Annotated in this window: 10 protein-coding genes; 6 read left to right on the top strand and 4 right to left on the bottom strand. The window is 56.8% G+C overall.

Annotated elements, in window-relative coordinates:
- Positions 1-7: 7 nt before the first annotated feature.
- Genes ACQY7X_RS12140 through ACQY7X_RS12125 form a run of 4 tightly spaced genes read right to left on the bottom strand, consistent with a single transcriptional unit; the run spans position 8 to position 10,728 of the window.
- Positions 8-5,548, bottom strand: a complete 5,541-nt coding sequence (locus ACQY7X_RS12140) for a DEAD/DEAH box helicase (RefSeq protein ID WP_428245497.1) — start codon at positions 5,546-5,548, stop codon at positions 8-10.
- Positions 5,545-6,639, bottom strand: coding sequence for a hypothetical protein (locus ACQY7X_RS12135; protein WP_428245496.1), 1,095 nt, complete (start codon positions 6,637-6,639; stop codon positions 5,545-5,547). The genes ACQY7X_RS12140 and ACQY7X_RS12135 overlap by 4 nt, the downstream gene beginning before the upstream one ends.
- Positions 6,630-9,473 carry a hypothetical protein gene (locus tag ACQY7X_RS12130; RefSeq protein WP_428245495.1) on the bottom strand — a complete coding sequence of 948 codons (2,844 nt, stop codon included), beginning with the start codon at positions 9,471-9,473 and terminating at the stop codon, positions 6,630-6,632. Before ACQY7X_RS12130 ends, ACQY7X_RS12135 begins: the two co-directional genes overlap by 10 nt.
- Before the next feature lie 28 nt (positions 9,474-9,501).
- Positions 9,502-10,728: a Druantia anti-phage system protein DruA gene (locus ACQY7X_RS12125; protein ID WP_428245494.1), complete on the bottom strand. Its 1,227-nt coding sequence runs from the start codon at positions 10,726-10,728 to the stop codon at positions 9,502-9,504.
- 573 nt (positions 10,729-11,301) lie between these two features.
- On the opposite strand from ACQY7X_RS12125, the gene ACQY7X_RS12120 reads away from it, so the two are divergent.
- From ACQY7X_RS12120 to ACQY7X_RS12095, 6 genes are all read left to right on the top strand, one after another.
- Positions 11,302-11,877, top strand: coding sequence for a tyrosine-type recombinase/integrase (locus ACQY7X_RS12120; protein WP_428245492.1), 576 nt, complete (start codon positions 11,302-11,304; stop codon positions 11,875-11,877).
- Between the two features lie 128 nt (positions 11,878-12,005).
- The gene (locus tag ACQY7X_RS12115) at positions 12,006-13,007 is read left to right on the top strand and encodes a hypothetical protein (RefSeq protein ID WP_428245491.1); all 1,002 of its coding nucleotides are present in this window, start codon (positions 12,006-12,008) and stop codon (positions 13,005-13,007) included.
- A gap of 89 nt (positions 13,008-13,096) precedes the next feature.
- Entirely contained in the window at positions 13,097-13,303 is a 207-nt protein-coding gene (locus ACQY7X_RS12110; protein WP_428245490.1) for a hypothetical protein, read from the top strand.
- 8 nt (positions 13,304-13,311) lie between these two features.
- Positions 13,312-13,617: a hypothetical protein gene (locus tag ACQY7X_RS12105; protein WP_428245489.1), complete on the top strand. Its 306-nt coding sequence runs from the start codon at positions 13,312-13,314 to the stop codon at positions 13,615-13,617.
- Positions 13,614-13,856 carry a hypothetical protein gene (locus tag ACQY7X_RS12100; RefSeq protein ID WP_428245488.1) on the top strand — a complete coding sequence of 81 codons (243 nt, stop codon included), beginning with the start codon at positions 13,614-13,616 and terminating at the stop codon, positions 13,854-13,856. Before ACQY7X_RS12105 ends, ACQY7X_RS12100 begins: the two co-directional genes overlap by 4 nt.
- Positions 13,857-13,931: 75 nt before the next feature.
- A complete protein-coding gene (locus ACQY7X_RS12095; RefSeq protein WP_428245487.1) occupies positions 13,932-14,276 on the top strand; it encodes a DUF3768 domain-containing protein in 345 nt (114 codons plus the stop codon).
- The last annotated feature ends 12 nt before the right edge of the window (positions 14,277-14,288 follow it).

Raw genomic sequence — 14,288 nt, 5'->3', positions numbered from 1 at the left:
TCTTATCCTAGAGTGTGAGCCTCGCTTCGACGCTTCGTGTGGTCGCGGGCAAATTGCCCCTAGCGAGCAACTCGTTCTCCACGATCAAAGGCACACTGCCACCCTTGATGGCCGCCAACTTTGGGTCGGCAGGATAGGCAGATGTGAGAGGGGCAGCGAGTGCGACAATAAACTTCTTTCCACCTCGCTCGGCAAGAATGGGAGCAACTACGTCCTGCCCATCCACTGTCAGCGATTCATTTTCCTTGTAGAGGATGTCGGTACGACCTTGTCGCCGCAAGTCGGCCAGCAGCAACTTAGTGGAACTCTCCAGCCGCTTTGCATTGAAGCTAGGGAAGTGGCCCGTAAGCAAATATTCCAACAGTTCGGCACCGACATGGCGATCAAGCAGCCCGTGCTCAAACTTGTTCTTAAAGCTCCGCAGGCACCGATAGCAAGATGCATCGCATTGTTCAGGGCATGTCTTCATCAAATGGAGCGCGTACTCGAACAGCTCCTTTCCGCGGTTCACGAGTTGACTAGAAAAACCCGCACCACCCGGCAATGTGTCATACAGGAATATTTCAGCTTCCTTGCCTAGGCGCCCGTCTCGCGTCAACGCAGGGCGGTATTCCGCCATGAGTTCACCTGGCTCAATCTCCAGCAATTCGCAGGCAGCTTTGGCCAGTGCCTCGCTCACTGTGCGCAAGGCCACGTCGGTTGGATACTGACCAGGCATCAGTTGAAGCGGTGAGGCCACCCTGAGTGAGAACAGCACTACATCCGTTATGAAGTCAGTGCCGAGAACGATGTGCTGCGCCGTCCGGTCGCCACTGCATATCGGCTCCTTTTCGTCAGGGTAAGGCTTAGGATGCGCCGCGAAGAGTATGGGCTTTTCCTCGGTAGCCGCTTCGATGCGGCCACATTTCAGGCAATAGGAATAGCCATCATTCTTGGGCCCACTATTGGAAACCAGGAGATGGTCTCGGACTTCAAGGGCACCAACGCGCGGGTTTACGACCGTCCATTCCCCATCCTGATCAGGCGTCTTCATAGTCAGCTTGGCGCGGGTCGCATAACTGGTTTCAGGCACATCATCCGGTGATGTGACTTCCTCCACATCTACAGGGTGAGCAAAGCCGGGCGGGCGCAGCCAAGATTGCGAAGGGCCGAAAGAGTGTGTCGTTCCGCAGGCCGGGCAGTCGAGGGTCACACCCTTGTCTTCCGGCTCGAACTCAGTGGTCTGTGCAAATTCGCAGACATTACATTCCCAATAGAGGCGCTTCCCTTCCCAGGCATCGTCCCGATCATCGCGCATGGGTGAATAAATAGCGCCAGAGGAGTAACACTTGCCTGAAATCCAAATCTGCTTGCCCGGTGCATATTGCGACAAAGCAATCGGGAGACCCTGAGAAGGTGCAAACCGCATCACCGCCCGGAATTTCGACGAACGTGCGCGGTCAAAAACGTGAAATGTAGCAACATCGGTGGGGAATGCATAACGAGGTAGCACGCCGCTGTATAGCAAGCGGTCAAGAAGCTTTCCGGTTTCGGTATTACGGATGGGTTTCTCTTCGCCCTCTTGAGCGGCCTCTTCGCCTTCTTCAGTCTCCTCATCCTTAGATGCTGTTGCCATTGCACTGTCAAACTTGATCGCCCGGTCCACTGCTTTCAGGCAATCATCGACAAAACCATCAAGCAATTCCTCCCGGTCCTTCTCCGATAGTTCGCCGGGTATCCATGTGCCGATGCGCTCGCGTAGCTCATCTTTGTTCTTTTGAAGCCATTTGGCAAAATCCGCGCGGTTCAAGATAGCCGTGCCGTTGCGGAAGTCAGCGACCTCACCGAGCACCGAGAACAGGTCATGATTTTGGGCCGCATCCACATCAGGCAACCTGTCCTGATGATAATTCTGAAGCAGGAAGGCTCGGATGTGGCGCTGCGTAATGTCTGGATTATTGAGCGTCAGTTTGGGGTCTACGACATCCCCACGGATCATCGCATCTGGCTTGACGAAATAATGCTCATCGTGACTATCGGCACTACCGAAAGCCACTACCGTCGCCACCGCGTTGCCGCGACGACCAGCCCGACCAGCTCGCTGCTGGTAGTTGGCACGACCGGGCGGCATGTTGCGCAGTGCAACACCCGACAATGCTCCGATGTCAATACCAACCTCCATAGTGGTAGTACTCGAAAGCACATCGATTGCTGACGCCCTGCTGGCATCGCGCCCCCACGTCACGGACACATCTTGGAATAAGAGTTCATTCTCTTCGGCCTTCGAGAAAACATCCTCATTCTGTGGAGAGTTCAACTGAGCGGTATGCTCGGCAGCGATCAACGCCATGGGTTGGCGTGGCGGTTCAGCGAGCGAAGCCATGGCAGGCGCCCGGTAATAGCCTTTCCGAGCCAGGAATGCCGTATCGTTTGCCGGGTCTAGTGGGGCCACTGTCGGGCGACCACAATCAAGGCAATGAGCAATAGTCGAAACAGGTCTATGAATAGACTTACAGCTCGAACACCGTACCCACGAACCATCGAATTGCAGTGCCAGTTTACTACCCTGCAATTTCAGGAAGCCAGACGCATCCTGACAGAAGAACTTCAGCAACTCAGGTGTCCAATAGTCATTGAAAATCTTACGGGCACCCCGGTCTGTCAGGATCGTGTCCATATCATCGAATTTGCCCTTGCCCTTCTTACCACGAACACTGGTGCCTTGCGTACGGGGCCGCATGAACCAACTTGTCGGCATGGCATTCAGCCAGAAACCATAGTTTCTCCAGCATCGAAGCCACGCGCGGGTCAATTCGATCTTCGTCGCCGGCGTATCGGCAATTCCCGGAATGTCCGGCAGCTTGGCAAGCCCGTCGGTGATTGCGGCAACCTCGCGGAGCGATGCCAGAGCTAACGGTTCCAGCCCGAGGAATGGGTTTTGAATGGTGTTGATGATGTCGTCGAGCAACGCCTCGGGCGGTCTTTCCGAGCGGAATTGCATCCCCAGAGTAAGCAGGCCATTTTCCGAACTTGCCACGCCACTCGCTACGGCTGCTTCAACGGCTTCCTCACCATCAAATGTCTCATGCTGCTTCAATTCCGGGCGAAGGCGGACGCCCAGCTTCTTTGACGCAAGAAGAACGGCAAGGTACACATCCTCCAAGCTTAGGAGGGCCCTTAGCGCGGTGCTCTTTCCCAGCTCCCGATACCCCCAGACGATGAGCGGGCGCAAGGAATCACGCACCGAATACATTTGGAGGTTGGGCGCAAGGCGGGCTGCTACCTGACGTGAATCCGAGAACACCAGAACCTTGCGGCCCCGTAGTGGAGCGAACTTACTAGCTGCGACAGGGCTAGAAGGTTGAATCTGAATTTGTGTGGACACCAGCGCCTCGAAGGGTTGGTCACCCTTGGTCTGATGATCTTGCACATAGGATTGGCCGAACTTCGCGGTCTTGCCGCAGCACGCACAAGGCGCGAACTGCCCACGGGAATCGGCACCCCGGCTTTGCTCTCCGTCCTCGTCCACGGCGGGGGCAATCCGGTTTCGCCGAAGGTAAACCGACCGCATCCGTCCGCTGTGCTGATTGGGATTCAAGCGCCCCGTCTCAAGGTCGTAGTCGGCGATTTCCGCCTTGTCCGGGAGGCTCGGTGGCTCTAACAGCAAATCGAGGCACAACATGGCGTCCGTCTCACCGCCATCCATGCGCAGGCGACGACCGGCCTCGGACCAAAGGGCGGTCGGGCTATCCACGTCATCAGTATAGGCGCGAGCATACGCAGTACCGCAGTACCGGCAGGAATAAAATTCGAGAACTCGGGAACCACAATCGCATTGTTCCCGAGGTTGGCCGTATAGCTTACCGCAGATGCCGCTACGCTCCCTTTCCGGTACTTTTGAGCAGTTGGGGTCGAGACACGCCCACAGTCCCGGCAAGCCACGGAAGAAACTATGAATACGGCATGGCAGAAGGCTTGGGCCGTTCGGCTCCTTTTTGGCCGCACTGCCAAGGGTCAATAACGCGCTCACAGCCTCCTCGGCATGTTGCCCCACGCCGGGAAACAGTTCCTTGCCCAACTCGAATACGGGCATTGCTTGCTTCATGGTCTTATTTACAAGACGTCCCAGTGGGGCGAATGCCTTAAGCGCCTCGTACAAGTCGCGTTCGTAATCGCCAGTCGGCGTAACGCCTTGATGGTTCAGAAATGGCTTGACTGCCTCTGTTCGCGTTTCCGGGTGAGTACCCTCGTTGAACGTGGCAATATCAATGGAAGCCAATATCTTTGCATCTATTGCAGCACCCGTTCCATCCGGTGAACGAAGATCAAGGTCGCCTATTATCGGTGTAAAGGTGGACGCGGGAACGCCTGCGAGCTGCGCGCCAAAATCGGCAGCATAGTCCTTATCCGTGAAGCTCGCGGTCGCGCAGATGACCTGGAACCGTGCAGGGGGGATGTCAAGTCGGTCCCGAAGGCGCCGGAGCAACAAACCAACCTCTGCACCTGCTGCGCCCCGATAAAGATGCGCCTCATCCAGAACCACCAAGAACTTCTCATGCGGGTTCCTTCTCAGCCATTCCTTCGTCTGATCAAACACTGGCCGTTCAATCGGCCGCATGAGCATGTATTCGAGCATCGAATAGTTGGTCACCAGCAGATCCGGCGCGGTAACCTGCACTTCGTGACGAGTGAGGAGTTCAGTGTCATTAGGCAATGTCACCGCGCGGAGGTATTTGCGCGACTTTCTATCCTGCCACGGACTGCCTTTCTTGCCGAACCATGCTGGCAGATCTGGTTTCGCTGGCCACTTGCCGCGAGCCTTAAGTTGTTTGAAGATTGTCTCGGCCTGGCGCTGTTCGTCGGATGATGGGCCGTCCTTCAGCCGTTGGATTTCTACATAGAAATCATCGAAGGGCATAAGTTTCGAGGAATCTTTTTTCCCGGAACGCATACCGGCATATGGTGTTCGGCTGGTGTAGCGCGCAAAGCGCGGAGGACGGCCAGCCCATCCCTGAAATGCCTTAACAACACGCGGATCGCCAAATAGCGAACGCATACGGCCAAGCTGGTCATTCACCAGCGCGTTCATAGGATAAAGCACCAGTGCGCGAACACCAAAATCGCCGCCGAACGACTTCGGAGAGCTTTTAGCCTCGTTGGCGAGTTTTCCGAGAATCGGCAGCAGGAACGATTCGGTCTTACCAGAACCTGTGCCGGTCATGATGAGCAGATTGCGCCCATTTATCAGGCACCCTTCGATTGACTCGGATTGGTGCTTATATGGCGGGTCGTAGAGAAGCTGGGGCAGTTCACCGTCTGCCTTAGAAAGCAACTGATAGATTTCGAGGGTCGCGGGCGGTAGCCCCTTCATGCTGGCAAAGGTAATGCCAGACTTATATTTCGGAGTGGACTCGATATAGGGGACTTGATGGATAACGCCCGGCTTATCGAGCAACTCCTTGCGCTGCTCAATCAACGCTGGATCACTGATGTGATAGGTCGCTTCGATGTAATCGCGCAACGACGTATGAAGCTGCTTGATTGTTTCCTGAATAGTCTTTGTCATCATCCCTCCACCACACCCTTGTCATCGACCCGGACAAGCCATAAGTTTTTTTGCAGGTATTCTTCTTGCGCTTTTAATTCCGATTGTGGAACTCGATACGAGAACAAGCACTTCTCGCGCGGAGCGGGTTCTCCCACGATGGCTAGCCGACGCTCCGCCCAGCTTGGCACCGGCGAGAAGAAGTCGAGATGTACTCCATCATTCCCTGCGCGGACCCGATATTCTTGCGGCGTGCGACGGCTAGCATCGAGCGCCATCTGAATGTACCAAGCCTCATCACAGCCGCGCCACCGGGGTCGGGTTGGCAGATCAAGGAATTTACCAGAGACACCATTGGTGAGTTGCACAACACCCCACCGTGCCTCGCGGCCAAACTCCTGCGGCCGCCTTCCAATGAACATGCCTGTTTCATTGCGTGGTGCACCCCAGCGTCCACGGTAATAGCGCACGTCACTATCCGAGCGGACAAAAGTAAGTTCAGGAAGGTCTCCACTCGCAGGGATGGAGGACAGCTTGCTTCCCAGCTTTTCCACAAGGGCCTGCGGCGTGGTTGTTGGAGGCTGACGCGCCCAGGCTTCCTCGGTGTGCGCAGTCAAGCCCAATGCCGCCAAAGCGGCAGACTGACCCTTGTCGCCGATAGGCAAGAGGCGGGCGAAGCGATTATACATTACCTGTTCGCTGAGTTCGGAGGGTAGCGGCATACTCTCATCCCTCGAAATGCCAAGCAGCAGCACCGTGCCACTTCGCAACTTCACGAATCCCGGTGGCGCAGCAAAAATCCAAGTCCCCTTTGCGTTCGGGTCGTCAATGGTGACTTGATTCAGCTCCAGAAGGTCGCCGAACGCAATAAGTGATTCGATGGCAGCATCAACGCGATCACGCAACGTCTCCGGTTGATCGCAAAGAAATTCTAAGCTCTCGACCACGGAGGCCGCGACGGTCGTGCGTGAACAGGGGCAGAGAAAGCCAGCAGCACGCCGAATCAAAGCCGCCAGAAGCGGCTCATCAAGATGTTTTTCATTGACCCGCGGCAGACCACATGCCTGTCGCATCGCCTGGAGCAATTCACGCGATGTTATTGCAGTTACGGCCATCGCCAACTCGGAAGCAGACGCTTTGAGTTATAAGACTCTGCCCGCATGGAGTTGACGGCGACAAGCCGTGCGCCGCACAGCAGGCCCGGATGCCCTCCTAAAGCGACAATAGTGTCCTGTATTTCCTCGTCCGCTTTAGCCAGCAGAAAAGTTGGATCACTTGCGACCCTCAATGCCGTTTTGCAAAGTTCGATATCAGAACAGATGCCATAGCGGCTGGCGGTGTCGAAGAACCACTTGGTTCCGGCGTCCATGCCCTCATTCATCTTGGTGAAACCACGGCGGAGGACCACATTAAACCCTGCCGATTTGCGGTCAAACATACGGCCCAACTGATCCACCGTGTCCTGTGCGTCAGGATTTTCAATGTATTGACGTTCGAGCCGCGCCCAATTGGTGCCGCATAGTTTGCCAAAAAAGCATTCCAGTAGTGCATTCACGACATGGTCCCGGCGCAAACTCGCTAGCGGCCCAGCAAGGCGAGCCCGTTGCCAAAGATTGGCTGTCGTGAGGAGTAGCCTGATACTCTGAGTATTCAGCACATGGGGATCAGGGCTGATGAGTAGTTCACCAAAGCCATGGATCTCCGGCGTACTAACAACTAGTGCATCGCATATATCCCCCTGACGGGCCACGAACAGGCCACCAGGACTTGGGACGGAAACTCCGGCTAACATTGACGCATGACCAAGTTCGTTGTCGGTGAGGGGGTGGCTGAATGTGCGGCAGAACACCTTGGCATCGGCTTCAGAGCCGGTATCGTCCGTCAGTCTGATTTTTGTCGCATGATCCACTTTGCGGCAGATCCAGCGAAGCGGGCGTGCGTCACGTTCTAGCTTGAGTGTGAACCAACCGAGATCCTCGTTGCCGACTTTTAGGATGCCCGAAGTTCCTTCGATGAGCTTCCACGCAAACTTATCGTGGGCGAGTTCTTTGCCGATGCGTTGGGACCATGTGGACGCTGAAATAGGCAGGTCCAATTTAGCGATTTCATGGTCTAGTAACTGCGCGCCGTTGCGTCCGGCCAGAATCAGGCGCACCACGACTTGAACCCCCTCTGGACCGGAGACGACCAAGGAAAGGTCGCCATCCTGGAATTGCTCGAATGAAGGGTCCGTAGGATCGGCTATGACGAAAAGCCCACTATAGGCTGTCGTACCCGGCCGCCAAGGGATCGGATCGCGCACGTCCAGACTCAGGAAGCCTTCCAAATCCTTGTCCGCTACCTGCCCTGTGCGTTTCGCTTTAATACGGACCGAATGGCGTCCCGGCGCGAGCAGGGGCAATTGCAGGAAGATCGGCCTGCCCGGGGTTGGGACGGAAATGGTATCGGTCACGCGCTCGTCAACGCTGACGTGATATTCCAGCACCGAATGGTCAGGAATAATGCCAAAACACGGAGCTTCGGTCGTCAGCCATTCACTATAGCCGTCACCATCCCAACCCCGTGCGACCAGCCCGGCAGGCCAAATACGAATGGTACGGTTGGCATTGAGCTTGAATTGCTGAAAAAATTTAATGTCGTCATCGTGCAGCATGGTCGGTAGGTCGATTTCTGTTCCATGTACACCTTCACAATGGACCTTGCACGGCTTGAGCATAGCGTTCTCGGCCGTCAACGGCTCGGAGGTAAGCAGGATATAGCGTTGACCGGGGCGGATGGTCATGCCTATCACCTGATAAGCCAAGCCATCTTCGCCTATGCGAAAAAGCCAGTAGGGCAGAGAAGGTATTTGGAAATCTGCGCTGATAATGTTCTCAATGTTGCCGTTCAGCCGCTCAAATCGAATGATAGGCGCTCCTGGTCCAGGCCACTTTCCGAGTGCGCGCCGCTGTGTGCCGGAGAGCAACCAGCCGGCGGGCATCCAAATGCCTTCGCCCGCGATTTGGCAGCGTGTCGTCCGCAGAAAGTTCGCCAAGTCCACATTGGAGGCGGCTAGCGACGAAAAGTCGGGAATATCCAAAATCGCCGACCAGTTTTCTTTGTCCATTTTGCGGAGCATGATGCTCGGGCGCATGCGCAGTGCGAATGTATTCACTGCTGTGTCACCGCCTTCTGACGGCTTGCTGGTATCAGGCGTATTGAATCTGCGTTCCACGCCACGAAAAATATCGGTGGCTCGGCGTGTCTCTTTAAGCCAGACCTTTGCCTTATGTACTTTCTCCAGGTCCGCTATGATGCGCGAAAGCGTGGAGCTATGGATCAACTCCCGGTCGGCAACATCATGGTTGAGCAGGGCCAGCACGATACGGCCAGATAATTCCTCCTGCTGGAGGAATTCGCGGAGACGCTTGGATGCATTCCACGAATTGTCCGCCAGAAGACGCCCCACTTCCGCTGCATCCAGCGAATTCAGGCGGGCAAGTTTGAAACGCAGCCCATGCAGGGCCTCGGCAAATTGATATTGGAGATATTTGGGTAGAATTGCATGGCGTATCGGCCAGACAATGTTGTTGAACTGTCGTGCCCATGGCCCTCGTGGCTCGACCCCATTGTATGTTTTTTGAAACTTTCGGAACCAGACCTTGAACTGCGCGCGGTTTTCATGCTCACGCCATTTAGGGGTGTGTGCCTCGAAAGAATCCCAAAATTCCATGCCTTCATAACTATAACCCTCCTCGGTCGCATAGATGACCCAAAGCAACCAGTGCTGAATGAGCGGAAGATTACGGGCGACACGCACCCGCAGTTGATCGGCGATCTCTCTGAGCTGTTCATGTGTGAGCGGATGCTCAAGCGCAAATATCGGAAGCTTTGTTGCGGCGCGCGAGGCAGCAAGAGCAGAAAAATGCTGCTCCATTTGGTTTTGCCATGCTTCGAGCGTATGGTGCATGGCTATGGCAGGCTGGTTTCCAGCACAACTACCTCATCTCGACAACTTTGCTAATAGCCCGTTTTTCTGCAAACAAGTCAGCGATACTGGCCGCTTGCCATAATTTGTATTCAGGACGGCGTTCCGCGCGCGGCACCATCCATCGCTTAACCGCCAACTCACTCACTTCCTTAGCAGTCAGCAGGCTCTTGATGTTCGGACGCCCCTTGCCTGTACGAAGTATGCCGCGAGCATTTTTCGCCAACTCGCAGAAAAAGACTTCGCGCTGTATGCCATGCTTAAGCAGGTCATCCTTGAAGCCTAATGCCGTAAGTGCAGCACGAACGGTACGCAGACGCCAGTTCGGCCCCTGGCCGAAACGATGCTTGTCAGCGTATTTGTGCTTAAGTTTACGCAAGTAATTACGCATTTCGATAAAGAGGGTATCCGGGATGTGGAAATGGCCCCACCCCCGCGTAAATCCGATGTCTATAAAGTATTGCTGCTCACCCAGCTTGAGACGGTTGTAGACTGAGGACCGTCCAAGAGATGAAGACGTGGTGACAACCAGCAGCCGGGCACGTTTTTCCTTCTTGGAGATGATGCCTTCCAAATTGCCGTAGTGCTTGGTGAAGTCATTATAGATGTCACGCGAGCGAATGAGTGAGGCGACAAGCTTCCCACCTAGCAACATGTTGTAAGGCGGGATAGCCCCCAGCACATAGGCATCAAGAATATTCACTAGCCGCTCGGTTCGTGCTTTCACATCCCAGCCAATATGCTGATCGCGGACGGTCAGATTAAATACCGGGTCCCCAATAGCTATGAGGCCGATGAGCTTGTTGTTGTGCCTATCCCATACGAGATAACGGAGCCGTCGCCCGAACCCGTTGGATACCGGCACGGCCCAGGTGAGGGCGGCAAGCCGAAAAAGGTTGGCCTGCCAGCTATTAGAGCGGACCAGTTCAAGTTCGGGCTTGATATTGCCGGGGTCGATCTCAGAGCCTGAGGCGAAGTGTTTTTGCAGTAGTGGCCACTGCTCTTCAATAAATTCCTTGTTCTGCTTGAGCTTGTTGTTGCGTTGGGCCAAATGCAGCGAACGGATCGCCTCTTTTCCGGTCCCGTCAATTACGAGACGACCGTCATCCTTCGACCGCCTGAAACCGAGGGACCGGAGATGACGCCGAACTTTGCCTTTAAGATTAGCCTTAAGATTGGCTAGGGGTGTCGCAAGCGTTACGACGTTTGTCTTCTTGCTCTGCCTTTTATTCGCCATTTACTCCCCATAACGCTCTCAACGCTGCTGTCGCAGCGGGTCAGTCAGCAGTATTAATTGCTGAAAAACCAAGCCGAACACAACTATTTTTTGAATTGTTCCGTCACATAACGCGCACTGGTATTCATTAATTGGCGGATTTATAGAACTAAGCCAAAGTAATGTTCTGGTTGCCATTGCTCGAACAAGGGACCCGAGACGACAGCCTAACCGACCCCTCCGGTAAAGTGGCCGCCCTCAGCAGTCCACACCACCGTTGTTATCCCCTATCGGGGGGAGGGGGGGCGTGCTTGCAAGACGTGTGTGAGGTCGGTGGTAGCTAGGCTGCGCGCATCCCATCCCTGCCTATAAGAATGCTCTCGCGAGCCTAAATAGCTGCTCCGGTCATTCTGTGGACTATATCGTCCGACGTTAGATCGAAGGCAGGCGTCCATCATGCCATAGCTCAAGTATTCTGGGTATAATTGCCAAGTCGCAAATTAACCATTTTGGCCTAGCCGATTGATTCTATTGACAAATTAGCCCTATTCGATATACTACTTATACGGGTATTTATGTCAAAAAGAGGCTAAAATGGCAGGCAAACAAGCCAAAGTGTTAACAAACGGCCAGCTGCGGCTGGCCTTGGCCGAGGCAGGCCGTGGCCGCCATGGCCGGCGTGATCAGGCCATGCTGCTGCTGTCGGTCAAGGCCGGCCTGCGGGCTGGCGAGATTGCCGGGCTGACCTGGGCCATGGTCGAGACCTCGGACGGCTACTTAAGCGACCGCATCGAGCTGCAGGACCGGGCGGCGAAGATGAAGAGCGGGCGCAGCATCCCGCTGCACCCGAGCCTACGGCTGGCCTTGGGGCGTTTGAGGCCGCTGCGGGGATCGAGCGGCTATGTGGTCGAGTCCGAGCGTGGCACCCGGATGCGGGCCAGCAGCGTAGTGAACTGGTTCAGGGCTTTCTATGCCCGCCTCGACTTTGCTGGCTGCTCCTCCCATTCCGGCCGCCGCACCTTCATTACCCGGGCCGCCCGGTTGGTCTTCAAGGCCGGTGGCAGCCTCCGGGATGTCCAGCAATTGGCCGGGCATCGCTCCATTGAGCAGACCCAGCGGTATATCGACGGCGATAGCCTGGTGAAGCGGCGCCTCGTCGCGATGGTTTAGTCTAGTCGGCGTACCTGACCGGCGGATTTGGCCGGGTCAGGCGTAAACGGCATACCGGCTTGGGTTGGCCCGGTGCAGCCGAATTCATACAGCAACCCGAACCCCAACCAATAATCTGGAGTGACGTCATGCGTGGACCGAACCGGTCGCCGCGGATCGCGGCTTTGTGCGTATTGGGCAAGCGTGCCCATCGGCTGAGTGTCAACAAGCCCCGGGGCCAGTTGCTGCTGGCTGCAGCCCAGGCAATCGCCGAAGACCCGGCATGGCACGGCCTTGATGCCCTGCTGCTACCCGGCGCCTTCTTCCGCCTCTCGGGCTATATCGCCGACAAGAAGCACCCCACCCGGGTCAGGCTGCTCGGCAAGGAGGGCTTCATGGCTTCCGTGCGAGGGGCCGTAGCCATCCTGGCCGGGGCTTCGCCCGGCAGCCTGGTGGTGTTCGGTGCTGATTCTGCCTCTCCCCGGCGCTGGGAGTTTGGCGACCAGCTTTGCTTAGGTGTCGGGACAGGCGGTATCGTCGGCCTGGCGAGGAAGATCATCCCGGCCGATCCCGATACCATCCATTGCAAGCGGGTCTATGTCCCCGTGCTGGCGGACTATTCCTCGCTGCACCGCTTCGTCACCCTGCCGAGTGGCCACAAGGCGGCACTCTGCTCCTGCTTCGACATGTTCGGCATCTGCGCCGATGCCGAGATGACCAGGAAGCGTGGCATGCCGATCCGGGATCTGTGGCTGCCCAACGGGGAATGTCCCCGGGTCGAGAAGCCGGGCTTCAAGCCGCTCCGGGAGCAGGCGCTGCGGGAATGGCAGATGCTGCTGGAGGAACAGCGCCCGACTGTTGCGCTGGCCGCCATCCATGCCTTCAAGCAGCCCGGACGCGATGGCTACTGGCAGCGGCATGGGGTCGCGGTGGCGTCGGCCTCTATGCAGGGCGGGTTTGCCGTCGGTGCTGCCCACTTTGAGGAGAAGCTGCCAGGCAGTCAGCAATCCACCTTGGCGTCCTTCGATGTGCCGGCCTCGGTGATTGCTGAGGGGCCGAAGCGTGGCCCGCATCGTGCAGCACCACTGATCTCCAAGACGATTGAGGCGGGGGGCCAGGCTGCCCTGCTGCGCCTCTTCGGCGCCAACTAGCCCTACTCCACAACAACCCGATCTACCCGCGCCCGCTCCGGCTGGCGCCACGCATCCGTTTGCCCAACGCCCAACCGAAGGAGAACAACATGATTGAGCGTCCCGTTCATATCAGCCGCATTGTCGATCACGGCAGCGTCGTCTCGCTGCTGGGCCAGTATGACGATGACGGCAGCCCCGCCCGCATCACCCTCGATCACCGGCCGTTTGTGCACTTCTGGCAGGATTGGGCCAAAGCCGGGCATCCGCAGCCAGTGCTGCATGATGCCGATGAAGCCACGTTGCGCTTCGAGTGAGGCCCGGTATGACACATGATGCTACGCCGAAGCGGTACCTGGCGCTGTTCCAGGGGCCGGATACCGACCTCTTCGTCCTAGCCTTTGATGGCACCCAGGACCAAGCGGATGAACTGGAAGCCCGGCTTGAGCGTGCCCGGCAACTCAAGCTGCTGCGCACCGGGCTAGTCATCTGCCCACTTGGGCCAATCTGCGAGCTGGGCGCGGAGAGCATCCATCTGGTGCTGGATCAGGTGTTCCAGGATTTTCCGCCCAGGGAAAACACCAACGGCCCACCGCCCACCTTGCCCACCAGCGCAAGGACAGTGCCATGACGGTGGATGAACTGATGTTCCTGCTGGAGGGGCGCCCGGTCAAGACGGAGATACTGGTGCTGCTACCGGGCAAGCCCCATCGCGTCACCCGCATTAGGGAACTGCGCTACCGCCGCGACCGCCAACGCACCAGCCGCGGCATTACCCGGCTCGTCGGTACCGTCTTCGTCATCCTGGACGACCGAACCATTCCGCTTGCTGCCTACCAGTTGCGCCGCTCCCGCCGCGTCACCGGCTGATCGCCGGCCCCTGACTTTCACCTAGCGCCCACCAAGCCGGCCGCATCCCGCTACCGGCCACAAGAGGAGTCTGCCATGCCTCAGCAACAGCCTGATCAAACCGCCCGCATCCGCGAACTCAATGATGCCTTCCGCAAGAGCGGCGGCCTTGGCGGGCGGTTCATGATTACCACCGGCGTACAGGCCCTTGGCCCCATCCGCGTCGCCGAGCTATGCCGCCAGATCATTCAGTTCGAGGCCTTTACCGAGGATAACGATCCTTACGGCGAACATGACTTTGGCAGCATCAAGGATGGTGGCCAGACCTTCTTCTGGAAGATCGATACCTACGACAAGCGGCTGGAATACGGTTCTCCCGATCCTACCGATCCAAAGGTTACCACCCGTGTGCTGACGCTGATGCTGGCTGAGGAATACTGACCGCAGCTACTT

Source organism: Ferrovibrio sp. (assembly GCF_965278975.1).
In the GTDB taxonomy this organism is placed as follows: Bacteria; Pseudomonadota; Alphaproteobacteria; order Ferrovibrionales; family Ferrovibrionaceae; genus Ferrovibrio.
The sequence above is the reverse complement of the archived record's forward strand: the minus strand, read 5'-3'. Positions and strand labels throughout refer to the sequence as shown.

Coding starts and splice junctions, on each gene's coding strand:
- ACQY7X_RS12110 (WP_428245490.1), top strand. CDS start 13,097: ATGATTGAGCGTCCCGTTCATATCAGCCGCATTGTCGATCACGGCAGC.
- ACQY7X_RS12115 (WP_428245491.1), top strand. CDS start 12,006: ATGCGTGGACCGAACCGGTCGCCGCGGATCGCGGCTTTGTGCGTATTG.
- ACQY7X_RS12100 (WP_428245488.1), top strand. CDS start 13,614: ATGACGGTGGATGAACTGATGTTCCTGCTGGAGGGGCGCCCGGTCAAG.
- ACQY7X_RS12105 (WP_428245489.1), top strand. CDS start 13,312: ATGACACATGATGCTACGCCGAAGCGGTACCTGGCGCTGTTCCAGGGG.
- ACQY7X_RS12095 (WP_428245487.1), top strand. CDS start 13,932: ATGCCTCAGCAACAGCCTGATCAAACCGCCCGCATCCGCGAACTCAAT.
- ACQY7X_RS12120 (WP_428245492.1), top strand. CDS start 11,302: ATGGCAGGCAAACAAGCCAAAGTGTTAACAAACGGCCAGCTGCGGCTG.
- ACQY7X_RS12135 (WP_428245496.1), bottom strand. CDS start 6,639: ATGGCCGTAACTGCAATAACATCGCGTGAATTGCTCCAGGCGATGCGA.
- ACQY7X_RS12140 (WP_428245497.1), bottom strand. CDS start 5,548: ATGATGACAAAGACTATTCAGGAAACAATCAAGCAGCTTCATACGTCG.
- ACQY7X_RS12125 (WP_428245494.1), bottom strand. CDS start 10,728: ATGGCGAATAAAAGGCAGAGCAAGAAGACAAACGTCGTAACGCTTGCG.
- ACQY7X_RS12130 (WP_428245495.1), bottom strand. CDS start 9,473: ATGCACCATACGCTCGAAGCATGGCAAAACCAAATGGAGCAGCATTTT.